Here is a 22,303-nt window from a genome sequence, read left to right as displayed (position 1 = left end):
CGCCCATGCGAAACAACACCCAGGCCAAGGCGCCTTTCCTGCTCGCGATCACGGTGCTCACCAGCGTCTTCATGATCGCGCCGATGCTGCTGTCCGTGATGGCGGGGCTCGTCAACAACTACAGCGCCGGGCTCAAGAGCGGCCTCACGCTGCGCTGGCTCGGCGAGGTGTGGGAGAACTACGGCGGCACCGTCGGCTGGTCGATCGCGCTGGCCGCGGCCTGCGTGGCCGGCACGGTGCTGCTGGGCGTGCCCTGCGCCTATGCGCTGGCGCGCAGCCGCTCGCGCGCGGCGCGCGTGTTCGAGGAGCTGCTGACCCTGCCGGTGGCGGTGCCGGGGCTGGCCACGGCGCTGGCGCTGATCCTCGCCTACGGCCAGCTCACGGCGTTCCGCCAGAGCTTCGGCTTCATCCTCGTGGGCCACATCGTCTTCACCCTGCCCTTCATGGTGCGCACCGTGGCCTCGGCCTTCCAGCGCCACGAGCTGCTCGCGCTCGAGGAAGCCGCGCGCACCCTGGGCGCGGGCTTCCGGCAGCGCTTCATGGGCATCCTGGTGCCTGCCGTGTTCCCGGCCATCGTGGCGGGCAGCCTGATGGTGTTCACGCTCTCGGTGGGCGAATTCAACCTCACCTGGATGCTGCACACGCCGCTCACGCGCACGCTGCCCGTGGGCCTGGCCGACAGCTACGCCTCGATGCGCATCGAGATCGGATCGGCCTATACGCTGGTCTTCTTCGCCGTCATCCTGCCGGTGCTGTGGGGCCTCCAATACCTTGCCAACCTCATCCAGAAGCGCCATGGAACTTGAACGCATCCCCGTCGACATCGCGCGCTGCGCGAAGACCTACGCGGACGGCACGCGCGGCCTGCTGCCCACCGACCTGCACGTGGAGGCCGGTGAGGTGCTGGCGCTGCTCGGCCCCTCGGGCTGCGGCAAGACCACGCTGCTGCGGCTGATCGCCGGCCTCGAATCGCCCGATGCGGGCAGCCGCATCGTGTTCGGCGACCAGGACGTGACGCACCGGCCGGTGGAGCAGCGCGGCGTCGGCATGGTGTTCCAGAGCTATGCGCTCTTTCCGCAGATGACGGTCGCGGCCAACATCGGCTATGGGCTGCGCATCCGCGGGGTGCCGGCCGACGAAGAGAAGCGCGCGGTCGGCGAGCTGGTCGAGCTGACGCGGCTCGGCGGGCTGGAGAACAAGCGCCCGGCCGAGCTCTCCGGCGGCCAGCGGCAGCGCGTGGCGCTGGCGCGCGCGGTGGCGGTGCGCCCGCGCGTGCTGCTGCTCGACGAGCCGCTCGCCGCGCTCGACGCCAAGCTCAAGGAGTCGCTGCGCGACGAGCTGGCCGAGCTGCTGCGGCGGCTGCACATCACGGCCATCCACGTCACGCACGACCAGCAGGAGGCGATGGCGATCGCCGACCGGCTCGCGGTGATGAGCGCGGGCCGCATCGTGCAGATCGGCCGCGGCGAGGACCTCTACCGCGCGCCGGCCCATCCCTTCGTGGCCGAGTTCCTGGGCCGGGTCAACCGGCTCGAGCGCGGCGCCGACGCGGTGGCTGAGGGCGTTGTCCGACTCGGAGGATGCACGCTGCCCTGCCCGCCCGGCGCCGCGGGCCATGCGATGCTGCTGGTGCGACCCGAAGACATCGAGGTGGGAGCGCCGCAGCCCGGCTGGGGCAGCGCCACGGTCGAACGCCGCACCTTCCTCGGCGACCGCGTGCAGCTGCAGCTCCAGACACCGGACCAGCCGCTGCTGGTCGCCGACGTGGGGCGCGACGCGCCCTTCGGCCCGGGCGACCGCGTCGGCTTCCGCATCCCGCCCGAACGCCTGATGGCATCTCAGGAAACCACCGCATGACGACCCCGACGACCGGCAACGACAGCCCCACCACCTTCCTGGTCCAGCTCACGGACCTGCACATCCGCGAGCCGGGCCGGCTCGCCTACGGCCGCATCGACACGGCGCCCTACCTCGAACGCGCCGTGCAGTCGGTGCTGCGGCTGCCGCAGCCGCCCGATGCGGTCGTCATCACCGGCGACCTGAGCGACTTCGGCCGCGCGGCCGAGTACGAGCACCTCGCGCGCCTGCTAGCGCCGCTCGCGATGCCGGTCTACCTGATGCCCGGCAACCACGACGACCGCGACCAGCTGCGCCGCAGCTTCCCGTCCCATGCCTACATGGCCGAGGGCGTGGGCAAGGCCGGCTTCGTGCAGTACGCGGTGCGCGTGGGGGCGCTGCGCCTTCTCGCGCTCGACACCTGCGTGCCCGGCGCGAGCCACGGCGCGCTCTGCGCCGAGCGCCTGGGCTGGCTCGAGGCGCAGCTCGACGCCTGCCGCGGCGAGCCGGTGGTGATCGCGATGCACCATCCGCCGTTCCGGACGCTGATCGGCCACATGGACGACATCGGCCTGCTGGAAGGCGCGCAGGCGCTGGAGGCGCTGGTCGCGCGGCATCCGAACGTCGAGCGCGTGATCTGCGGCCACCTGCACCGCGCGATCGACGTGCGCTTCGGCGGCACCATCGCCTCGACCGGCCCGGCGCCCGCGCACCAGGTCTGCCTCGACCTGGCGCCCGATGCGGCCTCCGCCTGGACCCTGGAGCCGCCCGGCTTCCGGGTGCATGCCTGGTCGGCGCAGGACGGGCGGCTCGTGACCCACCTGGCGGCCTCGGGCCGCTTCGAAGGCCCATATCCCTTCCACGACAACGGTGCGCTGATCGATTGAGGCCATCCGCGTGGACAATGGCGTCGTTAACGAACAAAAACGAAAAGGATAGAAAACCGGGTCCATGAAGCATCTCCTGAACCTGCTTGCCGCAGTCGCACTGCTGGTGTGGGGCACGCAACTCGTGCGCACGGGCGTGCTGCGCGTGTTCGGCGCCAACCTGCGCAAGATCCTGGTCCAGAGCATGCGCAACCGGTTCACGGCCGCGCTGTCGGGCATCGGCGTGACGGCGCTGGTGCAGTCGAGCACCGCCACTTCGCTGATGACCTCCTCCTTCGTGGGGCAGGGTCTGATCACGCTGCCGGCGGCGCTCGCGGTGATGCGCGGGGCCGACATCGGCACGGCGCTGATCTCGGTGCTGTTCTCGGCCGACCTGTCCTGGCTGTCGCCGATGTTCATCTTCGTCGGCGTGGTGCTGTTCATCTCGCGCGCCTCCAGCCCGGCGGGGCGGGTGGGCCGGGTGCTGATCGGCCTGGGGCTGATGCTGCTGGCGCTGCAGCTCGTGGTGGCGGCGACCGAGCCGCTGTTCTCGGCGCCGGCCGTGCGTGCGCTGCTGGCCTCGCTCAACAGCGACGTGCTGCTCGAGATCACCATCGGCGCGGCGCTCGCGATCGTGGCCTATTCGAGCCTGGCGGTGGTGCTGCTGGTGGCGGCCATGGCGAGCTCGAACGTGGTGCCGCTCGACGTCGCGCTCGGGCTGGTGCTCGGCGCCAACCTGGGCAGCGGCCTGCTGGCCGTGCTGACCACGGCCAAGTCGGCCATGCCGGTGCGGCAGGTCACGGTGGGCAACCTGGTCTTCAAGGCGCTCGGCGTTGCCGTGGTCGCGCCGTTCATCGGCCTCTGGCTGCGCCACGTGCAGCCGCAGATACCCAATGCCACGCACGGCGTGGTGCTGTTCCACCTGGCGTTCAACGTGGTCATCAGCGTGGGCTTCATCGGCCTCACGCAATGGGTCGCGAAGCTGGTCACGAAGATGCTGCCGGTGCCCACGCAGCCGGCGGCGTCGATGCGGCCGCACCACCTGGACCCGTCCGCCCTGCCGACGCCCTCGCTCGCGATCTCGAATGCCGCGCGCGAGGCGCTGCACCAGGCCGACGTGGTGGAGACCATGCTCATCGGCACGCTCGACGTGATCCGCAACAACGACCTGCGCCTCGCGCAGGAGCTGCGGCAGCTCGACGACACGGTGGACGAGCTCTACTCGGCCATCAAGTACTACATGACGCGGATCTCGCGCGAGGCGCTGGGCGAGGAGGAAAGCCGGCGCTGGACCGACATCATCAGCTTCACGATCAACATGGAGCAGATCGGCGACATCATCGAGCGCGTGATCATCGACATCGAGGACAAGAAGATCAAGCCGCAGCGCAACTTCTCCGAGGCCGGCATGGCGGAGATCGTCGAGCTGCACGGCCGGCTGGTCGCGAACCTGCGGCTGAGCATGAGCGTGTTCCTCAACGGCAACGTGCGCGACGCGCAGAAGCTGCTCGAGGAGAAGGCCCGCTTCCGCGACCTCGAACGCGCCTATGCCTCCACGCACCTCGACCGGCTCTCCGACCGCACCACGCTGAGCATCGAGACCAGTTCGCTGCACATCGACCTGATCAGCGACCTGAAGCGCATCAACTCGCACATCTGCTCGATCGCCTACCCGATCCTCGAATCGGCCGGCGCGCTCGCGCCGAGCCGGCTGCGCGAATCGCGCCTCGGAAAGATCGAGGGATCGTAGGCGTGCCGAAGCGCCTTCGGCGCGGCACTCAGTGGGCGCGCGCGAACAGCGCCTCGCGCCGCCCGAGGCAGAAATCGATCAGGTCGTCGATCTCGGTCGCCTTGTCGAAGGCCGCGTCGGCGCCGAGCTGCGCGCACTTGCGGCGCATCTCGGGCGTCAGGTGGTTGCTGAGCACCACCATCTTCTGCGCCGGCTCGCGGTTGCGGCAGGCCTCGAGCACGCTGAAGCCGGTGCCGTCCTTGAGGAACAGGTCGACGATGGCGAGGTCCCACTGCGAAGGATTGCGCGTGAGCCAGCGCGTGCCGTCGCCCTGGGTCGAGGCCTCGCCCACGGGGTCGACGCGGGCCACCTCGCGCAGCGTGCCCACGAGGTTCTCGCGGATGATGGGGTTGTCCTCGACGATGAAGGCTCTGACGGTGTCCATGGCGGCTCCCTGGCTCCGGGCAGGCTACAAAGTGCTTGCGCCAGAAGACGAAGGCATGACACCCCACCCCGGGTAGGACAAGTCCGGCCGCCCGGCGCGCGGCTCAGACCGTCAGGATGGTGCAGCCGGTCGTCCTGCGCGCTTCCAGGTCGCGGTGCGCCTGCTGCACGTCGGCGAGCGCGTAGCGCTGGTCGATCGGGATCTTGACCGCGCCGCTTCGCACCACCGCGAACAGGTCGTCGGCCATGGCCTGCGTGCTCTCGCGCGTGGCGATGTGCGTGAACAGCGTCGGCCGCGTCACGTAGAGCGAACCCTTCGACGCCAGCGTGCCGAGGCTGATCGGCGGCACCGGACCCGAGCCGTTGCCAAACACCGCGAGCAGGCCGAAGGGCCGCAGGCAGTCGATGGAGCCTTCCCAGGTGTCCTTGCCCACCGAGTCGTACACCACCTTCACGCCCTTGCCGCCGGTGATCTCCTTCACCCGCTCGACGAAGTTGCCGGTGCTGTAGTTGATGGCATGCGTCGCACCGTGGGCGAGCGCGAGTTCGCACTTCGCATCGCTGCCCGCGGTGCCGATGAGCTGCAGGCCCAGCGCCCGGGCCCACTGGCAGGCGATCAGCCCGACGCCGCCGGCCGCCGCATGGAAGAGGATGAAGTCGCCGGCCTGCAGGCCTTCGGCCGGCAGCGTCTTCTTGAGCAGGTACTGCGCGGTCAGGCCCTTGAGCATCATCGCGGCGCCGGTCTCGAAGGAGATGTCGTCGGGCAGCCGGCAGACGCACTTGGCGGGCATCACCCGCAGCTCGCTGTAGGCGCCCGGCGGCTGGCTCGCGTAGGCGGCGCGGTCGCCCGGCTTCAGATGCACCACGCCCTCACCCACCGCCTCGACCACGCCCGCGGCCTCCATGCCGAGCTGCAGCGGCATCTGGAAGGGATAGAGCCCGCTGCGCTGGTAGGTGTCGATGAAGTTCAGGCCCACTGGCCTTGTGGCGGATGCGGATCTCGCCCGGGCCGGGCTCGCCGACTTCCACCTCGACGATCTTCAGTTCCTCGGGGCCGCCATGGCGGTCGATACGGACGGCTTTGCTCATCATCTCTGCTAGGTCTCCAGGCTTACGACAGGAAGGAAAAATGGACGCGGAAGCGCGCATCCTGCCACGTTTGGCCCTGCCGCGGCGGCGGCCGACGATGCCCGGTAGAGTCGGCCGCCATGCAGACCCAGCGCCTCTCGCCGTCCACCGTCTTCCTCCTCACCGTGCCGCCGCTGCTGTGGGCCGGCAATGCCGTGGTCGGCCGCCTCGTGCGCGATCTGGTCTCACCGCTGACGCTGAACTTCGTGCGCTGGGTCATCGCCTTCGCGCTGCTGCTGCCGCTGGCCTGGCCGATCCTGCGCCGCGGCAGCGCGCTGTGGCCGCACTGGAGGCGCTACGCCGTGCTCGGGCTGCTCGGCATCGGCTGCTACAACGCCTTCCAGTACCTCGCGCTGCAGACCTCGACGCCGATCAACGTCACGCTGGTGGGATCGAGCCTGCCGCTGTGGATGCTGGCGACGGGCACGCTGTTCTTCGGCGCGCGCGTGAGCGGCCGCGAGGTCGGCGGGGCGCTGCTCTCGATGCTCGGCGTGCTGCTGGTGCTGAGCCGCGGCGAATGGCAGCAGCTGCTCGCGCTGCGGCTGGTGCCGGGCGACCTCTACATGATCGCGGGCACCATCTCCTGGGCCTTCTACAGCTGGTTCCTGGTGCGCACGCACCAGCCCGCGGGCATCCGGCAGGACTGGGCCGCCTTCCTGATGGCGCAGCTGGTGTTCGGCCTCGGATGGTCGGGCGCGCTGGCCGCGGGCGAATGGGCCGTGGCGGCCGCGCACGTCGACGTCGGCTGGCCACTGGCCGCGGCGATGCTGTTCATCGGCGTCGGCCCGGCGGTGGTGGCCTACCGCTGCTGGGGCACCGGCGTCCAGCGCGCGGGCCCGCAGGCGGCCAGCATCTTCATGAACCTCACGCCGCTGTTCGCGGCCGTGCTGTCGGCCGCCTTCCTGCGCGAGCCGCCGCACTGGTACCACGGCGTCGCCTTCCTGCTGATCGTGGGCGGGATCGTGGTGTCGTCGCGGCGCTGAGAAGCCGGTCCGGGGGGGCCGCGCCAGGCGCTCAAGACCTCCCGCCAGAGCGCGCCGCCCCGGACGGCGCCGGTGCGAACAGATGCGACAGGCCCGGCTGGCCGGCCAGCCACGCAGGCGCCTCGTCGCGTCCGACCACGCGCCATGCATAGCCCGGCCGGCCGTAGAGATCCCTGCCCGAGGCCAGCAGCGCCGGAATGTCGATCGCCGCGAGGAATTCGGGCGCGTTGTACTCCTGGTGCGCGAAGCCGCGGATCTTGACGCGCACGGCGGCCTCGTCCATCGCGAGGTAGGACAGGTGCCAGCCGGCGTCGGCCAGGATCAGCGCCGGCTGCGCGCCGCTGCGCACCCGCATGCGCAACTGGTCGGGCGTGAGGGCGTCGAGCCGCGCACGCGTGGCGGCCACCGTCCATACCGACGCGGCCTCGGGGCCTTCGACGTTGCGGTAGTTGGCGTAGAAGTAGTAGAAGGCCAGCTGCAGCCCGTAGACCTCGTGGCGGCGGTCGTCGCGCATGGCACACACGGCGCCGGCGCGGGGAATCTCGTCCACGTCGGAGACCAGCACGAGATCGTGCGCGGCGGCATCGTGCAGGCCGCGCATGATCTGGTTGCGCTGGAACTTCTCGCGGATCCAGAAGCCGCTGCGCGGCGTATCGGACCACCAGTCGCCCACCACCGCCTCGGCATCGGCCGTGCCATCGACCACCGGCATGTCCTGCACGCGCACATAGCGGATGCGCGGCACGAAGGGCGCGATGCGCGGGTCGGCCGCGTCGAAGCGAAACGGCTTGGCCTCGCCGCTGAAGGTGCGGTCGGCCTCGACGATCACGAAGCAGTCGACCACCTCGGAGAGCTCGTGCAGCCGGATCGCGAGCACGTCCGCCTCGCCGTTGTAGGTGAAGCAGTCGTAGACCCTGCGCGACGCGGCGGCCGGCGCGGGCGCTTCGGGCTCGGGCGCGAACTCGATGCGGTAGCCCCGCTGCTCGAACATGCGCAGGATGTCGCGCTCGCCCCACCACTGGTCGAGCATGGACAGCGGCACCAGCGAACGCAGCGTGAGCGGCGACAGGCGCGCGAGCTGCCGCACCTTGGCATGGTGGCCGAACAGCCGCATGGCGTCGTAGCCCTGGTGCAGTTGCGGCGCCGCATGCTCGATCGCGAAGCGGCGCGCCAGCTCCAGCGGCGCGAAGCGCATCCCCACGGCCTCGAGCGCGGGCCGCAGCACGCCGCTGAGCTGTACGTCCTCGAGCAGCGCCTTGTGGTGCCAGTGCATCCGCAGCGGCTCGCCGTCCACCACGTCGGGCGGCGGAATCTCCACGCGGATCTGCGGATGGTCGACCAGCGCGCGCATGAAGCGCCGGCTGCGCAGGCTGAAGCCGCCGTTCTGGACCGGCGTGACCACGTGGCCGGGCCTGGCCATGTCCTCGGCCCATTCGAAGCCGTTGCGCCAGTAGGTGCCCTGCGGCCCGTCGATGCGCGCGAGATGGATCGGCGCGCCGATGTAGTCGTAGTCGAAGAACGCGTCCTGCCAGTTGCCGGCATCGACGACCCAGCCGTCCTCCTGCACCACGAGCGCGAACTCGGTCTGCACCACGCGCCAGAGCGCGAACATCATGAACCAGCCGTACTCGTGGTAGTTCAGCGGCGCGATCGCGCGGTGTGCGATGCCGGGCGCGAGATCGGGCGGCATGCGCGGGCTGCACAGCAGCGCCCGCGCGCCGGGCATCTGCGCCAGGCTCAGCTGCAGCGCCATGGCGGCGCCGGTGGCGTCGGGCAGGCCGGTGACCGAGACCAGCGTGATCTTCTCGAACGGCGCCCCGGCGTTCACGCTGCGCCTCCCGTCGCCGCGAGCCCGTTCTCAGTAGGTGCCGGGGTAGGCGCCGCCGTCGGCCAGCACGTTCTGGCCGGTCATGTAGCCCGCCTGCATGCTGCACAGGAAGGCGCAGATCGCGCCGAACTCGGCCGGCGTGCCGAAGCGCCTGGCGGGAATGTTCTTCTTGCGCGCTTCCCAGACGGTGTCGAAGTCCTGCCCGGTCTTCTGCGCCGTGCCCGCCATCGTGCCCTTGAGGCGGTCGGTGTCGAAGGAACCCGGCAGCAGGTTGTTGATGGTCACGCCCTGCGCCGCGATCGCCGTGCGCGCCACGCCAGCCACGAAGCCGGTGAGGCCGCTGCGCGCGCCGTTCGACAGGCCCAGGATGTCGATCGGCGACTTCACCGAACTCGAGGTGATGTTCACGATGCGGCCGAAGCCGCGCTTCGCCATGCCGTCCACCGTGGCCTTGATGAGCTCGATCGGCGTGAGCATGTTGGCATCGACGGCCTTGATCCAGGCCTCGCGGTTCCAGTTGCGGAAGTCGCCGGGCGGCGGGCCGCCGGCGTTGGTGACGACGATGTCGAAGTCGTGGCCGAGCGCGAACACGGCGGCGCGGCCGGCCTCGGTCGTGATGTCGGCGGCCACGTGCTTGACGAAGGGGCCGCCCGGGCCGGCCGCCTCGGCCAGCTTTTTGGCAGCCGCCTCCAGCGCCTCGGCGCCGCGCGCCACGATGACCACGTTCACGCCCTCGCGCACCAGCGCCTCGGCGCAACCGTAGCCCAGCCCCTTGCTCGCGCCGCACACCAGCGCGGTCCTGCCTGCAATGCCCAAATCCATGTCCTTGCTCCTGTCCTGGTCTGCCCGGGATCGCGCGCTAGCGCCCCGAGCGTGTGAAAACGAAGATGCCCGCGATCACGAGCACCGTGCCGGCCGCGATCCACGCGGTGAACGGCTCGCCGAGTATGACGACACCCATGAGGATCGTCGACAGCGGGCCGATCATGCCCGTTTGCGCCGCCATCGCGGGCCCGATGCGCTCGATGGCCATCATGACCATCAGCACCGGCACCGCGGTGCACAGTATGGCGTTGAGCACCGACAGCCACAGCACCTGCGGCGCGAGCTGCATCGCCGCGCTCATCGGCCGCGTGAGCACGAACTGCAGGATGCACAGCACGCAGGCCACGGTGGTGGCCAGCCCCACCAGCCGCAGCGAACCGAGGCGCTTGACGAATTCGCCGCTGTAGACGAGGTAGCCCGCATAGCTCACCGCGCTCAGGAACACCAGGAAGGCGCCCCAGGCCGCCGCCCCGCCGCCCTTGCCGTCGCCGCCGGTCCAGAGCTCGTGGCCGAACACCAGCAGCACGCCGGCATAGCTCACGACCATGCCGAGCACCTGCGGCCGCGTGGCGCGACGGCGGTACAGCAGCCAGCCGAACAGCAGCACCAGCGTCGGGTTGAGGTAGAGGATCAGCCGCTCAAAGCTGGCCGAGATGTAGGCCAGCCCCGCGAAGTCCAGGAAGCTCGCGAGGTAGTAGCCCGAGAAGCCGAGCCACCACGACGCCGAGCCAGTCGCGCAGCGTGAGCGCCGGCTTGCCCCGCCCCGCCCACCACGCCATCAGCGCGAACAGCGGCAGCGCGAACAGCATGCGCAGCATGATGAGCGTGATGGCGTCGACGCCGTAGCGGTACGCCAGCTTGACGATGATGGCCTTGCCGCTGAACGCGACCGCACCGAGCGATGCGAGAACGAGGCCGGGGACGAGGTTCTTCTTTTCGGTGCTCAAGGGGTCGCGAAAGTGGGTGGGACGGCCTCAGTATCCTGCGGCCTGGCCGTCGCGGCGCGCGTCGCTCGCGGCCACGTAGCCTTCCACCGAGGCATCGCCCGCCAGCCAGATGAACTGGCCCGCGCCGAAGTCCTGGTAGGAGTCGTTGATCACCTCGAGCTGGTGGCCGAGTTCGCGCAGGCCCTGCACGGTGGCGGGGTTCATCGCGGCCTCGACGTTGATCTCGAGCCCGGCGTTGAAGCGCCAGCGCGGCGCGTCGCAGGCGGCCTGCGGGTTCTGGCGGTAGTCGAGCATGCGCACCAGCGTCTGCATGTGGCCCTGCGGCTGCATGTTGCCGCCCATGACGCCGAAGCTCATCACCGGCTGGCCGTCCTTGGTGAGGAAGGCCGGAATGATCGTGTGGAACGGCCGCTTGCCGGGCGCCACCACGTTGGGGCTCTCGGCGTTCAGGCTGAAGCCGTGGCCGCGGTTCTGCAGGCTGATGCCGAATTCGGGCTCCACGCAGCCCGAGCCGAAGCCCATGTAGTTGCTCTGGATGAAGCTCACCATCATGCCGCGCTCGTCGGCGGCCGTGAGGTAGATGGTGCCGCCCTTCACGGGATTGCCGGCCTTGAAATCCTGTGCCTTCTTCACGTCGATGAGTCTCGCACGCGAGGCGAGGTAGGCGTCATCGAGCATTTGCGCGGGGGTCACCGTCATCGACGATGGCTCCGAGACGTAGCGGTACACGTCGGCGAAGGCGAGCTTCATCGCCTCGATCTGCAGATGCTGCGAGGCCACCGAGTCGACCGGCAGCGAAGCGATGTCGAACTTCTCGAGGATGCCGAGCGCGATCAGCGCCGCGATGCCCTGGCCGTTGGGCGGGATCTCGTGCAGCGTGTGGCCGCGGTAGTCGCGCGAGATCGGCTGGACCCACTCGGGCTGGTAGGCCGAGAGGTCGGCCACCGTCAGCGCGCCGCCCTGCTGCTTCGAGAACTTCGCGAGCGCCTCGGCGATCTCGCCGCTGTAGTAGGCCTCGCCCTTGGTGCGGGCGATGGCCTTGAGCGCGCGCGCGGCCGCCGCGAAGCGGAACAGTTCGCCGACCTCGGGCGCACGGCCGCGCGGCATGAAGGCCTGCGCGAAGCCCGCCTGCCCTTCGAGCACCGGCGTGGCGGCGGCCCACTTCTGCTGCACCACGGGCGGCACGAGGTAGCCGCGCTCGGCGATGTCGATGGCCGGCGCGAGCAGGTCCGCGAACGGCAGCTTGCCGAAGCGCTCGCTCAGCGCGACCCAGCCGCGCACCGCGCCCGGCACCGTGACCGAATCGATGCCGCGCATCGGCGGCGTGGTGGCGTCGGCGCCGTACTTGGCCTTGAAGTACTCGGGGGTCCACGCCTGGGGCGCCCGGCCCGAGGCATTGAGGCCGTGCAGCTCCTTGCCGTCCCACAGGATGCAGAAGGCATCGCTGCCGAGGCCGTTGCTCACCGGCTCGACCAGCGTCATGACCGCGGCCGTGGCGATGGCCGCATCGACGGCATTGCCGCCCTGCTGCAGCATGCGCAGCCCGGCCTGCGAGGCGAGCGGATGCGAGGTCGACACCACGTTGCGCGCGAAGACGGGGATGCGGGTGGTGGGATAGGGATTGGCGAAATCGAAGTTCATGGGGTGTCTCCAAAAGTCTTTGAACGGGCGGCCTGCGGCGCGCTAGTCATTCGTGATCTTGCGTTCGACCACGATCTTCTTCCACTTGGCGGCGTCGGTCGCCACCATCTTCGCGAACTGCTCGGGCGTGCCGGGCGTCGCGGGCTCGATGCCCAGGCGCGAGAGCTTCTCCTTCACTTCGGGATCGGCCAGCGCCTCGTTGGCCGCCTTGTTGACGCGCGCCACGACGTCGGCGGGCAGCCCCTTCGGGCCATAGAAGCCGAACCAGGTGTTCGACTCGAAGCCCGGCAGGGTCTCGGCGATGGCCGGCAGCTCGGGCGCGAGCGGGCTGCGCTTGAGGCTGGTCACGCCGAGCGCACGGAGGCGCCCGTCGCGCACGTGCGGCATGCCCGTGGGCAGCGAGTCGAACAGCACGTCGACCTTGCCGCTGATCAGGTCGGGAATGGCCAGCGCGGTGCCCTTGTACGGAATGTGCGTCACGAACACGCCGGCCTGCGACTTGAAGAGCTCCGCCGTGAGCTGCACGATGGTGCCGTTGCCGCTCGATGCGTAGTTGAGCTTGCCGGGGTTCTTCTTCGCGTAGTCGACCCATTCGCGCACGTTCTTCGCGGGCGAATTGACCGGCACCAGCATGATGCTCGGCGCCTCGCCCACGTGGGCGATGGGCGTGAAGTCGCGCACCGTGTCGTAGGGCAGCCGGCTCGTGATGGCCGGGCCGATCGAATGGGTGCTGGTGGTGGCCAGCAGCAGCGTGTAGCCGTCGGCCGGTGCCTTCGCCGCCAGGTCGGAGCCGATGGCGCCGCCGGCGCCGGGCTTGTTGTCGACGACCAGCGTGGTGCCGAGCTTCTCGCTCATCTTCTGGCCCAGCGTGCGCGCGAAGAGATCGGTGGCACCGGCGGCCGGGAACGGCACGATCAGCCGCACCGGCTTGGCCGGGTAGCCCTGCTGCGCCAGGCTGGCCGTCGATGCGGCCATGCAGAACGCCGCCGCGAGGCCATGGAGGAACTGGATTCTTTTCATGGTGCTGATTCTGGACCGTTGGAGAAACCTTCCATGCTATGCAGCCCTTGCACATCAAGCCAGATAATCCACCTTATTCAACTATGAGCAACGCTTATGACAAGACTCGCGACGGAAGCGGTCTCGCTGCAGCAGCTCCGGGCGCTCGCGGCGGTGGCCGAATCGGGCAGCTTCACGCGCGCGGCCGAGACCCTGCAGCTCACGCAGCCGGCGATCAGCCACCTCGTCAAGCGCATGGAGGAAGAGCTCGGGCAGCCGCTGGTGGTGCGGGGGCGCCGCATCCAGCTCACCGGCGCCGGCCAGCTGATGGCCGAGACCGCCGTGCGCGCGCTGCGGCTCATCGATGAATCGGTCGAGGCGTGCCGTTCGCAGTCGCAGTTGCGCGAGGGCCGCGTGGTGCTTGCGGTCGGCCACCTGACCGCGGGTGCGCTGCTGCCGCCGATGCTCGAGCGCTTCTCGCACGCGCATCCCACCCTTGCCGCGACCCTGCTCGACAGTACGGCCGAGCAGATGATCTCGCGCATCCTGTCGCAGGAGGCCGACCTCGGCTTCGGCTCCGACATCGGGCAGAAGCATTCGGAGCTCGCGACCGAGCCGCTCTTCACCGAGCGCATGGCGCTGTTCGTGCGCGACGACCATCCGCTCGCGCAGCGCGTGGTGGTCGATGCGCGCCACCTGGAGGCGCTGCCCTTCATCCACGTCAATCCCGATGCCAACGTGTGGCGCGCCGTGAGCCGTCAGCTCTCGAGCATGGCCAACGTGTACCCGCGCGTGGTGCATCACGTCTCGATGCTCTCCACCGCCTTCGGCCTGATCCAGGCCGGCGCCGGCGTGGCGCTGCTGCCGCGCTACGTGGAAGTGCTGATGCCCGGCAACCTGCGCGCCGTGGCCGTGACCCGGCCGGTGCTCGAATACCCGGTGGTCGCGATCCGCCTCGCCAAGCATCCGCTCACGCCCGCGGCGATGGCCTTCCTCGCGATGGCAAGGCAGCACATGAAGCCCCCGAGAGCGAACAACAACAAGCCCTGAAAACAGCAACGGCGCCCGAAGGCGCCGTTGCTGGTTGTGCGAGGGACGGGGGCCGTTCAATCCTCGACGAAGGCTTCTTCGCGCTTGGCCTTGACGGCCGGCAGCAGCACGATCACGAGCAGCAGTGCCGCGGCCAGCAGCAGGCCGAGCGAGATCGGGCGCGTGACGAACACGCTCCAGTCGCCGCGCGACAGCAGCAGCGAGCGGCGCAGGTTCTCTTCCATCATCGGCCCGAGGATGAAGCCCAGCAGCAGCGGCGCCGGCTCGCAACCCAGCTTGAAGAAGGTGTAGCCCACGAAGCCGAAGATGCCGACCATCCAGATGTCCCAGGTGTTGTTGTTCGTGGAGTACACGCCGATGGCGCAGAACAGCACGATGGCCGGGAACAGGAACTTGTAGGGCACCGTCAGCAGCTTGATCCACAGGCCGATCAGCGGCAGGTTCAGGATCACGAGCATCGCGTTGCCGATCCACATCGAGGCGATCAGGCCCCAGAACAGCTCGGGGTTGCTGGTCATCACCTGCGGGCCGGGCTGGATGTTGTGGATGGTCATCGCGCCCACCATCAGCGCCATCACCGCGTTGGGCGGAATGCCCAGCGTCAGCAGCGGGATGAAGGAAGTCTGCGCACCGGCGTTGTTGGCCGCCTCGGGGGCCGCCACGCCGCGGATGTTGCCCTTGCCGAAGGGCACTTCGCCGGGCTGCAGTCGGGTCTTCTTCTCGATCGTGTAGGCCGCGAAGGCCGACAGCAGTGCGCCGCCGCCCGGCAGGATGCCCAGCGACGAGCCCAGCGCGGTACCGCGCAGCACGGCGGGGATCATGCGCTTGAAGTCGTCCTTGGTCGGGAACAGGCCCGAGACCTTGGCGGTGAACACTTCGCGCTCGTCGTCGGGGCGCGAGAGGTTGGCAATGATTTCGCCGTAGCCGAACACGCCCATGGCGATCGCGACGAAGCCGATGCCGTCGGTCAGTTCGGGAATGTCGAAACTGAAGCGCGCGACGCCCGAGTTCACGTCGGTGCCGACGAGGCCGAGCAGCAGGCCGAGCACGATCATGCCGATGGCCTTGAGCAGCGAGCCCGAAGCCAGCACCACCGCGCCGATCAGGCCCAGGATCATCAGCGAGAAGTATTCGGCCGGGCCGAACTTGAAGGCCAGCTCGGTCAGCGGCGGCGCGAAGGCCGCGAGGATCAGCGTGCCCACGCAACCGGCGAAGAACGAACCGAGGCCGGCCGCCGCGAGGGCAGGACCTGCACGGCCCTTGCGCGCCATCTGGTAGCCGTCGATCACGGTCACCACCGAGGACGATTCGCCCGGCAGGTTGACCAGGATGGCGGTGGTCGAGCCGCCGTATTGCGCGCCGTAGTAGATGCCGGCCAGCATGATCAGCGCCGACACGGGCGGCAGCGCATAGGTGGCGGGCAGCAGCATCGCGATGGTCGCGACCGGGCCGATGCCCGGCAGCACGCCGATCAGCGTGCCCAGGATGCAGCCGGCGAGGCAGTAGAGCAGGTTGGTGAAGGTAAAGGCAACGCCAAAACCCATCGAGAGGTGTTCAAACAGTTCCATGAACGCAGCTTTCTTCTTCTCAACCGATGAAGGTCGGCCAGACCTGGATCTGGAGCTTGAGTGCCCAGATGAAGGCCACGTAGCTGCCGACGGCGAGCACGGTGGCCAGGATCAGCACGGTGGGGAGCTTGAACTCATGCCCTGCGAGGCTCGCGATGATCACGAGCGCGTAGATGGCGATGATCATGCCCATGGCGGGGATGCCAAAGGCCGGCAGGCCGCCGAGCAGCACGCCGAAGGCGAGGTTGGCGCCCAGGATGAACACCACCTGCTTCCAGGCCCACTTGCCGATCGGCTCGCCGTCGGTGGTCTCGACGGTGAGGCCGCTGAACATGATTGCCAGGCCGATGACGGCCATCAGGATGCCGAGCATCAGCGGGAAGTAGCCGGGTCCCATGCGGGCGCCGGTGCCTACGCTGTAGGTGGTGGCGCCCCATGCGAATGCCACGCCCACGACCGCAAACATCAGGCCCGAGAAAAAGTCCTTCTGACTTTTGATTTTCACGAACAGTCTCCTCGAAAGATTTCGATGCGGGATTGTCCGGTCAGCCAGAGGTCAGGTTGATGTGGGTTCCACTAACCAGAAAGTTAGGGATAACCCGAAATACTGCATGCCGCCCCGCCTACTCCAGCGGCGGCGTGGCGCTGAGCACTTCCTCGATGGTGGTGACGCCCTCGGCCACGCGCAGCGCGCCCGCCAGGCGCAGCGGGCGCATGCCGTCGATCACCGCCTGCCGGCGCAGCCCGGCGAGGTTCGGCTCCTTGGTGACCTGGCCCTTGAAGTCCTCGCTGATGCTCAGCAGCTCGTACAGGCCCATGCGGCCCATGTAGCCGGTCATGCGGCAGTCCACGCAGCCCACGGGCTTGTAGGCGCGCACCGAGCCGGTGATCTGCCACGGCTTGACGATGGTCTCGAGCTTCTCGCGCGTGATGCCCTCGTCGGGCTGCTTGCAGTTGGGGCACAGCGTGCGCACCAGCCGCTGCGCCAGCACGCCGAGCATCACGGCGTTGATGAGGTACGAGGGCACGCCGAGCTCCATCAGCCGCGTGATCGCGCTCGGCGCATCGTTGGTATGCAGCGTGCTGAAGACGAGGTGGCCGGTGAGCGCGGCCTGCACCGCCATCTCGGCGGTGGCGAGGTCGCGGATCTCGCCCACCATGATGATGTCCGGGTCCTGCCGCATCAGCGCGCGCAGGCCCTCGGTGAAACCGAAGTCGAGCTGCGGCTGCACCTGCGTCTGGTTGAACGAGGGCTCGATCATTTCGATCGGGTCCTCCACCGTGCTGACGTTGACCTCCTCGGTCGCCACGCGCTTGAGCGTGGAGTAGAGCGTGGTGGTCTTGCCCGAGCCCGTCGGTCCTGTCACGAGGATGATGCCGTTGGGCCGCGTGACGAGCTGTTCCCAGCGCTGCGCGTCGTGCTGCGAGAAGCCGAGCGCATCGAGGTCCTTGACCGCGGTGTCGGGGTCGAAGATCCGCATCACCATCTTCTCGCCGAAGGCGGTCGGCAGCGTCGACAGGCGCATCTCGATCTCGTCGCCGCGCATGTTGCGCGTCTTGATGCGGCCGTCGAGCGGGCGGCGCTTCTCGACCACGTCCATGCGGCCCAGCAGCTTGATGCGCGACACCATCGCATTCATCACGCCCATGGGCATCTGGTAGGCCGGATGCAGGATGCCGTCGATGCGGAAGCGGATCACGCCCTGCTCGCGGCGCGGTTCCAGATGGATGTCGCTCGCGCGCTGGTCGAAGGCGTACTGCCAGAGCCAGTCGACCACCTGCACCACGCTCTGGTCGTTGGCGTCGAGCTGCTTGGTGCTCTTGCCGAGCTCGACCAGCTGCTCGAAGCTCGCGCCGCCCGTGTTGCCGCCGGCCTTCTGCGCGGCGCGCACCGACTTGGCCAGCGCGAAGAACTCGGCCGTGTAGCGCTGGATGTCGGCCGGGTTCGCCACCACGCGGCGCACCGTGCGGCGCGACTGGCGCTCGACCTCGGCGATCCAGTCGGTCAGGAAGGGCTCGGCCGTGGCCACCACCACCTCGTTGGGCAGCACCTGCACCGGCAGCACCTTGTGGCGCTCGGCGTAGGCCGCGCTCATGGTGTCGGCCACCTTGCCCACGTCGACCTTGAGCGGATCGATGCGCAGGTACGACAGCCCCGCGCGGCCCGCGAGCCATTGCGTGAGCATCTCGAGGTCGAGCGGCTTGCCGTCGCTCTCGCGCGTCATCGCGACGTTGGCGAGGCGCACCAGCGGCGCCTGCCGGCTCTCGGCCTGGGCGCAGCGCGCGATGGTGCGCTTGGCCTCCATGGGGGAGATCACGCCGTCGGCCGCGAGCCACTCGATCAGGCGGCGCAGGTCGAGCGGGCCTTCGTGGCGGGCGTCCAGGGGGGCGGAAACGGTGGGCACGGCAGTCATATCAAGGCGAATTCATTGCAGAAACACCGCGGGGCCGGCTTTGCCGGGCCGCTGGTGCCGCCCCCGGCGAGGGGGTTGACGGCCACATGAAGTGGGCAAGCCTGGGGGCGTGCTCATTCCAGCGGCTTGAAGACCCGCAGCCACTTGGGCGCGGGCAGGCCCCATCGAGTCTGGATCGTTTGGGCGCGCTCGGCAAGGGCTTCGCGCTTCGGCCGGACCGGCGTGCGCTGCGCCAGCACCACCGTGTTGCCTTCGCGCGTCGGCTTGAAGGCCCAGACCGCATCGGCGCCGAAGGCACCGGCGATCTTCTCGAGGCTGCGCTCGTAGCTCGACGAGCGGCCGAAGAGATTGACCGTCATGCAGCCCTCCTCGGTGAGCAATGCGCGGCAGTCGGCATAGAAGTCCTCGCTGTCGAGCACCGGCGCGGCGGCTTCGTGGTCGTACAGGTCGACCTGCAGCGCATCGACGCTGCCCTGCCATTCGGGCCGGCGGATCTCCAACGCCGCATCGGCGATCACCACGCGCAGCTTCGCGTCGTCGGCCGGCAGCTTGAACCAGCCGCGGCAGGCCGACACCACCTGCGGGTTGAGCTCGATCGCCGTGGTGCGCATGCGCAATGTCTTGCGGCAGAACTTGGTGAGCGTGGCCGCGCCCAGGCCGAGCTGCATCGCATGCAGGTTGGCGACGTTCTTCGGCTCGGCGAACAGCAGCCAGGCCATCATGCGCTGCACGTATTCGAGTTCGATCTCGAACGGCGCGTCGAGCTTCATCGAGCCCTGGACCCATTCGGTGCCCAGGTGCAGGTAGCGGATGTCGCCCCAGTCGGAAAAGTTGACTTCGGGGAGCGCGGTGATTTTGCTTTTGCTCGTGGCCATCAAAGAAGGTGGTGGGCGGCGAAGACCTCGCGCCAGGCCGCGAGCTTGCGCTCGAAGCGCCAGGACGCGTTGGCGGGGCTGGTGGACGGCAGCGGGTAGACCGGCACGCCGAGCGTGCGCGTGTGGCGTGCGTGCTTGAAGCTCTCGCCGCCGTTGTGCGCGATGGCGGCGAGCTTCGGCAGGTGCAGCCCCGCGATGTCGTTCACCACGGGGGCGCGGATGGCCGAATCGAGGCTGCCCTCGCGCTCGCAGGCCGCGTAGACGTCCCACACGCCCAGGCCGCGTTCGAGCAGCCAGGCCTTCTTTTCGGGATAGCTGTCCGCGCCCATCGGCAGCGGGTGGTGGGGCCAGACGGCTTGCAAGATCTTCCAGAACTGGTTTTGGGGATGCGCATAGTACTGCTGCAGTTCGAGCGACCGAACGCCCGGGAAGCTGCCGAGGATCAGCACCACGGTTTCGCTCGAGACGATCGGCGCCAGGCCGGTGAGCACCGGGCTGCCCTGGCCGGATGCGGTGGATGGGTTCATGGGGCCTGATCTTGGCATTGCCGCGCGCCCATGAAAAAACCCGCCGCAGCGGGTCTTTTCGGGAGGGCCGGTCGAAGCCTGCTTACTTCTTGGCCGCTTCGTGCTCGGCGGTGCCGGGCACCTTCTCGCCGATCGCATGGCCGGCGCTGCGCATGCCGTCGGCGGTCTTGTGGCCGGCGGTCTCGACCGCATCGCCGGTCTTCGCGGCCACGTTCTTGGTGGCGTGGGTCGCCTTCTTGGTGGTGCGCTTGGTCGCGTCCCACGCCTTCTCGGTGCCCTGCTCGGTCGCGTTCACGGCCTTCTTCGTGGTGCGCTTGGTGGCGTCCCAGGCCTTCTCGGCGCCGTTTTCCGTGGCGTTCACGGCCTTCTTGGTGGTGCGCTTGGTCGCGTCCACGGCATCGCTGCCGGTCTCCTTCGCGCGCTCGGTGAGCGTGGGTTCGGCGGTGGCCGGCGCGGCGGTCTGCGCCACGGCGGACACGCCGACGGCAGCGAGCGCCAGGGCCAGCGCGGCAGGCAGGGTGCGGATCTTGGATGTGGTCATTGGAAGACTCCTTCTTGCAGTTGTCGATCGGGAGTGACGGGGTTGCCACTGCTCAGGCAACGTCACTTCGCACGGCAAGGATGACAGCAAAAAAGCGCGTCCCGCGCGCGCTGGCGCAAGTCGGGATTCCGGCCTACGCGGGCGGCGGCCGGCCCTCCGACACGGCGAGCAGACTTTCGAGCCGCGGCATCGCCGCGAGCGCATTGCGCGTGGTGCCGTCGGCCAGTTCGTCGACGCCGATGCCGCGCAACTGCGCCACCACTTCGGCGATGCGCGGCAACTCGCCGGGCTCGTTGCGGCCCTGCGGCTCGCCGGCCGCGCGCTGCGCCTGCGTGCGGTAGATCCAGTGCGGCTGGATGTCCGGCGCATCGGTCTCCATCACCATCGCGTCGAGCGGCAGCGTGGCCGCGAGCCGCCGCAGCTGCAGCGCGCGCTCGAAGGTCACGGCGCCGCCGAAGCCCAGCTTGAGGCCGAGCTCGATGCAGGCCTTCGCCTGCTGCTCGCTGCCGTTGAAGGCGTGCGCGATTCCCTGCCACGGCCGACCGCCCGCCGTCTGGCGCAGATGCTTGAGCACCTTGTCGACCGAACGGCGCACATGGATGAGCACCGGCAGCCCGTGCTTGCGCGCAAGTTGCAACTGAGTGTGAAAAAAGTGCTGCTGCTTGTCGCTGTCGAGCCCCTCGACGAAATAGTCGAGCCCGATCTCGCCGACCGCCACCAGGCGCGGATCGTCGCGCCGCGCCGCGAGCTCGGCGTCGAGCGTCTCGAGGTCGGCCTCCCTGGCATCGCCGGTGCACAGCGGATGGATGCCCAGCGCATAGGCATCGCCCTGCGCCTCGGCGAGCGCGCGCACGGCCTCGAAGTTGAAGACGCCGACCGCCGGGATCACGCACAGCGCCACGCCGCGCGCGGCCGCGCGGGCGCGGATGAGGGGCATTTCCGCACCGAATTCGGGCGCGTCGAGGTGACAGTGGGTATCGATGAACACAGCCATCGCCGCATGATGCCCGAAGGGATGCAAGGCAGAACAAAGCGTGCTACTGTGGCTCCCTCTCCCGTCATCCTTTTGCCGGAGGTGCTTCGATGCGCAGGCCCGCTCTCTACAGCCGTTCGCCCCGCACGCTGCCTGAAGCGGCCGAACCCGCGGTCGACGAGGCCGGCGCGCCGCCCGCTTCGTCGAACCCCGCGCCCGCCAAGGCGCCCTGGCAGCCCGGCCGCCGCAGCTTCGCGCTGCTGATCGTGCTGAGCGCCGCGCTCGTGGCCGGCGCCGCCTGGTGGCCGCACCCGGGCGCGAAGACCCTCACGCAGAAGGACATCGACGCCGCCGTGCTGCGCACGCTGCAGACGCAGACACTGCCCTCTCCCGCGGCCAAGGCGGCCGAGATCGTGCGGCCCTCGGTGGTGCGCGTGGTCGGCTACGGCCCCGAGAAGGCCACGCCCGAAGCCAAGGTGCAGAAGCGCGGCCGCAACCTCGCCAAAGGCAAGCCGCCCGAGGCGCCCAGCGACGAAGCGCCGCCCGGCCAGGTCGAGCGCGGCGTGGGCACCGGCGTGGTCATCGTCGACAAGGGCGTGATCCTCACCAACCTGCACGTGGTCGCAGGCTCGGAGACGATCAAGGTCACTTTCTCCGACGGCTTCGAGGCCACGGCCACCATCACCGGCGTGCAGCCCGAGAACGACCTCGCGGTGCTGCAGGCCCAGAAGATTCCCGACGATCTGATCCCCGCGGTCATGCGCTCGACCGCCGACCTGCAGCCCGGCGACCAGGTGGCCGCGGTCGGCTTTCCGTTCGGCATCGGGCCCTCGGTCTCGGCCGGCGTGGTCTCGGGCCTGAAGCGCTCGTTCCGCTCGCCCGAGGGCAAGCAGGAGCTCGGCAACCTGATCCAGTTCGACGCCGCGGCCAACCCCGGCAATTCGGGCGGGCCGCTGGTCAACATGGATGGCGAGGTGCTCGGCATCGTCACCGCCATCCTCAACCCGACGCAGCAGCGCACCTTCATCGGCATCGGCTTCGCGGTGCCGATCGAGAACGCGGCATCGGCCGCGGGCTCGCCGCCGTTCTGAACCGCCATCCGCCGCGACCATCCGTCCATCCAGCAAGA

At 69.3% G+C, this 22,303-nt stretch carries 19 protein-coding genes and 2 pseudogenes; 7 read left to right on the top strand and 14 right to left on the bottom strand.

The window, feature by feature from the left end; translation table 11 throughout:
* Window positions 1–5: 5 nt before the first annotated feature.
* The 4 genes from M2165_RS15300 (at window position 6) to M2165_RS15285 (ending at window position 4,452) form a co-directional block, all read left to right on the top strand.
* Window positions 6–806 carry an ABC transporter permease subunit gene (locus M2165_RS15300; RefSeq protein WP_280815459.1) on the top strand — a complete coding sequence of 267 codons (801 nt, stop codon included), beginning with the start codon at window positions 6–8 and terminating at the stop codon, window positions 804–806.
* Window positions 796–1,857 (top strand): ABC transporter ATP-binding protein, encoded by a 1,062-nt coding sequence (locus tag M2165_RS15295; RefSeq protein ID WP_280815458.1) that lies wholly within the window; start codon window positions 796–798, stop codon window positions 1,855–1,857. Before M2165_RS15300 ends, M2165_RS15295 begins: the two co-directional genes overlap by 11 nt.
* Window positions 1,854–2,723 (top strand): phosphodiesterase, encoded by an 870-nt coding sequence (locus M2165_RS15290; protein ID WP_280815457.1) that lies wholly within the window; start codon window positions 1,854–1,856, stop codon window positions 2,721–2,723. Before M2165_RS15295 ends, M2165_RS15290 begins: the two co-directional genes overlap by 4 nt.
* A 64-nt stretch (window positions 2,724–2,787) precedes the next feature.
* Window positions 2,788–4,452 carry a Na/Pi cotransporter family protein gene (locus tag M2165_RS15285; RefSeq protein WP_280815456.1) on the top strand — a complete coding sequence of 555 codons (1,665 nt, stop codon included), beginning with the start codon at window positions 2,788–2,790 and terminating at the stop codon, window positions 4,450–4,452.
* Window positions 4,453–4,480: 28 nt separating this feature from the next.
* Here the strand turns inward: M2165_RS15285 and M2165_RS15280 are convergent, their stop codons facing one another.
* Together M2165_RS15280 and M2165_RS15275 are read right to left on the bottom strand one after the other, a co-directional pair.
* Window positions 4,481–4,876, bottom strand: a complete 396-nt coding sequence (locus tag M2165_RS15280; protein ID WP_280815455.1) for a response regulator transcription factor — start codon at window positions 4,874–4,876, stop codon at window positions 4,481–4,483.
* 103 nt (window positions 4,877–4,979) lie between these two features.
* Window positions 4,980–5,964: pseudogene (locus M2165_RS15275) on the bottom strand (quinone oxidoreductase).
* A gap of 119 nt (window positions 5,965–6,083) precedes the next feature.
* Between M2165_RS15275 and M2165_RS15270 the strand changes: the two are divergent.
* Complete coding sequence (locus tag M2165_RS15270; protein WP_280815454.1) at window positions 6,084–6,986, top strand: DMT family transporter; 903 nt, start codon at window positions 6,084–6,086, stop codon at window positions 6,984–6,986.
* A gap of 31 nt (window positions 6,987–7,017) precedes the next feature.
* Here the strand turns inward: M2165_RS15270 and M2165_RS15265 are convergent, their stop codons facing one another.
* The 5 genes and pseudogenes from M2165_RS15265 to M2165_RS15245 all read right to left on the bottom strand — a co-directional run bounded on the left by M2165_RS15265 (window position 7,018) and on the right by M2165_RS15245 (window position 13,247).
* Entirely contained in the window at window positions 7,018–8,814 is a 1,797-nt protein-coding gene (locus M2165_RS15265; protein WP_280815453.1) for a DUF5672 family protein, read from the bottom strand.
* Between the two features lie 30 nt (window positions 8,815–8,844).
* On the bottom strand, window positions 8,845–9,636 hold the full coding sequence (locus tag M2165_RS15260) for an SDR family oxidoreductase (protein WP_280815452.1): 792 nt from the start codon (window positions 9,634–9,636) through the stop codon (window positions 8,845–8,847).
* A 37-nt stretch (window positions 9,637–9,673) separates the two neighbouring features.
* Window positions 9,674–10,586 (bottom strand): annotated as a pseudogene (locus tag M2165_RS15255) (DMT family transporter).
* A gap of 27 nt (window positions 10,587–10,613) precedes the next feature.
* Entirely contained in the window at window positions 10,614–12,227 is a 1,614-nt protein-coding gene (locus M2165_RS15250) for a gamma-glutamyltransferase family protein (RefSeq protein ID WP_280815451.1), read from the bottom strand.
* A gap of 42 nt (window positions 12,228–12,269) precedes the next feature.
* The gene (locus M2165_RS15245; protein WP_280815450.1) at window positions 12,270–13,247 is read right to left on the bottom strand and encodes a tripartite tricarboxylate transporter substrate binding protein; all 978 of its coding nucleotides are present in this window, start codon (window positions 13,245–13,247) and stop codon (window positions 12,270–12,272) included.
* Window positions 13,248–13,343: 96 nt separating this feature from the next.
* Between M2165_RS15245 and M2165_RS15240 the strand changes: the two genes are divergently transcribed.
* On the top strand, window positions 13,344–14,276 hold the full coding sequence (locus tag M2165_RS15240; RefSeq protein WP_280815449.1) for a LysR family transcriptional regulator: 933 nt from the start codon (window positions 13,344–13,346) through the stop codon (window positions 14,274–14,276).
* A 56-nt stretch (window positions 14,277–14,332) separates the two neighbouring features.
* Here the strand turns inward: M2165_RS15240 and M2165_RS15235 are convergent, their stop codons facing one another.
* From M2165_RS15235 to M2165_RS15205, 7 genes are all read right to left on the bottom strand, one after another.
* Window positions 14,333–15,844, bottom strand: a complete 1,512-nt coding sequence (locus M2165_RS15235; RefSeq protein WP_280815448.1) for a tripartite tricarboxylate transporter permease — start codon at window positions 15,842–15,844, stop codon at window positions 14,333–14,335.
* Window positions 15,845–15,863: 19 nt separating this feature from the next.
* Complete coding sequence (locus M2165_RS15230; RefSeq protein ID WP_280815447.1) at window positions 15,864–16,349, bottom strand: tripartite tricarboxylate transporter TctB family protein; 486 nt, start codon at window positions 16,347–16,349, stop codon at window positions 15,864–15,866.
* A 118-nt stretch (window positions 16,350–16,467) separates the two neighbouring features.
* Window positions 16,468–18,258 (bottom strand): GspE/PulE family protein, encoded by a 1,791-nt coding sequence (locus tag M2165_RS15225; RefSeq protein ID WP_280815446.1) that lies wholly within the window; start codon window positions 18,256–18,258, stop codon window positions 16,468–16,470.
* Window positions 18,259–18,371: 113 nt separating this feature from the next.
* Window positions 18,372–19,133 (bottom strand): spermidine synthase, encoded by a 762-nt coding sequence (locus M2165_RS15220; protein ID WP_280815445.1) that lies wholly within the window; start codon window positions 19,131–19,133, stop codon window positions 18,372–18,374.
* Window positions 19,133–19,660: a DNA-deoxyinosine glycosylase gene (locus tag M2165_RS15215; protein ID WP_280815444.1), complete on the bottom strand. Its 528-nt coding sequence runs from the start codon at window positions 19,658–19,660 to the stop codon at window positions 19,133–19,135. The genes M2165_RS15220 and M2165_RS15215 overlap by 1 nt, the downstream gene beginning before the upstream one ends.
* Window positions 19,661–19,742: 82 nt before the next feature.
* Window positions 19,743–20,201, bottom strand: coding sequence for a hypothetical protein (locus tag M2165_RS15210; RefSeq protein ID WP_280815443.1), 459 nt, complete (start codon window positions 20,199–20,201; stop codon window positions 19,743–19,745).
* A gap of 133 nt (window positions 20,202–20,334) precedes the next feature.
* The gene (locus M2165_RS15205; protein ID WP_280815442.1) at window positions 20,335–21,195 is read right to left on the bottom strand and encodes a TatD family hydrolase; all 861 of its coding nucleotides are present in this window, start codon (window positions 21,193–21,195) and stop codon (window positions 20,335–20,337) included.
* Window positions 21,196–21,284: 89 nt separating this feature from the next.
* Here M2165_RS15205 and M2165_RS15200 point away from each other — a divergent pair, with 89 nt between their 5' ends.
* On the top strand, window positions 21,285–22,265 hold the full coding sequence (locus tag M2165_RS15200) for a trypsin-like peptidase domain-containing protein (RefSeq protein ID WP_280815441.1): 981 nt from the start codon (window positions 21,285–21,287) through the stop codon (window positions 22,263–22,265).
* Window positions 22,266–22,303: the final 38 nt, after the last annotated feature.

This window comes from Variovorax sp. TBS-050B (assembly GCF_029893635.1).
Lineage (GTDB): Bacteria > Pseudomonadota > Gammaproteobacteria > Burkholderiales > Burkholderiaceae_C > Variovorax.
Note: the sequence above shows the minus strand (reverse complement) of the source record. Positions and strands in the feature narration are given on the sequence as shown.

Excerpts from the sequence above, each read along its gene's own strand:
- M2165_RS15285 (WP_280815456.1), top strand. The coding sequence starts at position 2,788 with ATGAAGCATCTCCTGAACCTGCTTGCCGCAGTCGCACTGCTGGTGTGG.
- M2165_RS15290 (WP_280815457.1), top strand. The coding sequence starts at position 1,854 with ATGACGACCCCGACGACCGGCAACGACAGCCCCACCACCTTCCTGGTC.
- M2165_RS15260 (WP_280815452.1), bottom strand. The coding sequence starts at position 9,636 with ATGGATTTGGGCATTGCAGGCAGGACCGCGCTGGTGTGCGGCGCGAGC.
- M2165_RS15300 (WP_280815459.1), top strand. The coding sequence starts at position 6 with ATGCGAAACAACACCCAGGCCAAGGCGCCTTTCCTGCTCGCGATCACG.
- M2165_RS15205 (WP_280815442.1), bottom strand. The coding sequence starts at position 21,195 with ATGGCTGTGTTCATCGATACCCACTGTCACCTCGACGCGCCCGAATTC.
- M2165_RS15295 (WP_280815458.1), top strand. The coding sequence starts at position 796 with ATGGAACTTGAACGCATCCCCGTCGACATCGCGCGCTGCGCGAAGACC.
- M2165_RS15240 (WP_280815449.1), top strand. The coding sequence starts at position 13,344 with ATGACAAGACTCGCGACGGAAGCGGTCTCGCTGCAGCAGCTCCGGGCG.
- M2165_RS15270 (WP_280815454.1), top strand. The coding sequence starts at position 6,084 with ATGCAGACCCAGCGCCTCTCGCCGTCCACCGTCTTCCTCCTCACCGTG.
- M2165_RS15245 (WP_280815450.1), bottom strand. The coding sequence starts at position 13,247 with ATGAAAAGAATCCAGTTCCTCCATGGCCTCGCGGCGGCGTTCTGCATG.
- M2165_RS15225 (WP_280815446.1), bottom strand. The coding sequence starts at position 18,258 with ATGACTGCCGTGCCCACCGTTTCCGCCCCCCTGGACGCCCGCCACGAA.
- M2165_RS15250 (WP_280815451.1), bottom strand. The coding sequence starts at position 12,227 with ATGAACTTCGATTTCGCCAATCCCTATCCCACCACCCGCATCCCCGTC.
- M2165_RS15280 (WP_280815455.1), bottom strand. The coding sequence starts at position 4,876 with ATGGACACCGTCAGAGCCTTCATCGTCGAGGACAACCCCATCATCCGC.
- M2165_RS15235 (WP_280815448.1), bottom strand. The coding sequence starts at position 15,844 with ATGGAACTGTTTGAACACCTCTCGATGGGTTTTGGCGTTGCCTTTACC.
- M2165_RS15220 (WP_280815445.1), bottom strand. The coding sequence starts at position 19,133 with ATGGCCACGAGCAAAAGCAAAATCACCGCGCTCCCCGAAGTCAACTTT.
- M2165_RS15210 (WP_280815443.1), bottom strand. The coding sequence starts at position 20,201 with ATGACCACATCCAAGATCCGCACCCTGCCTGCCGCGCTGGCCCTGGCG.
- M2165_RS15200 (WP_280815441.1), top strand. The coding sequence starts at position 21,285 with ATGCGCAGGCCCGCTCTCTACAGCCGTTCGCCCCGCACGCTGCCTGAA.
- M2165_RS15215 (WP_280815444.1), bottom strand. The coding sequence starts at position 19,660 with ATGAACCCATCCACCGCATCCGGCCAGGGCAGCCCGGTGCTCACCGGC.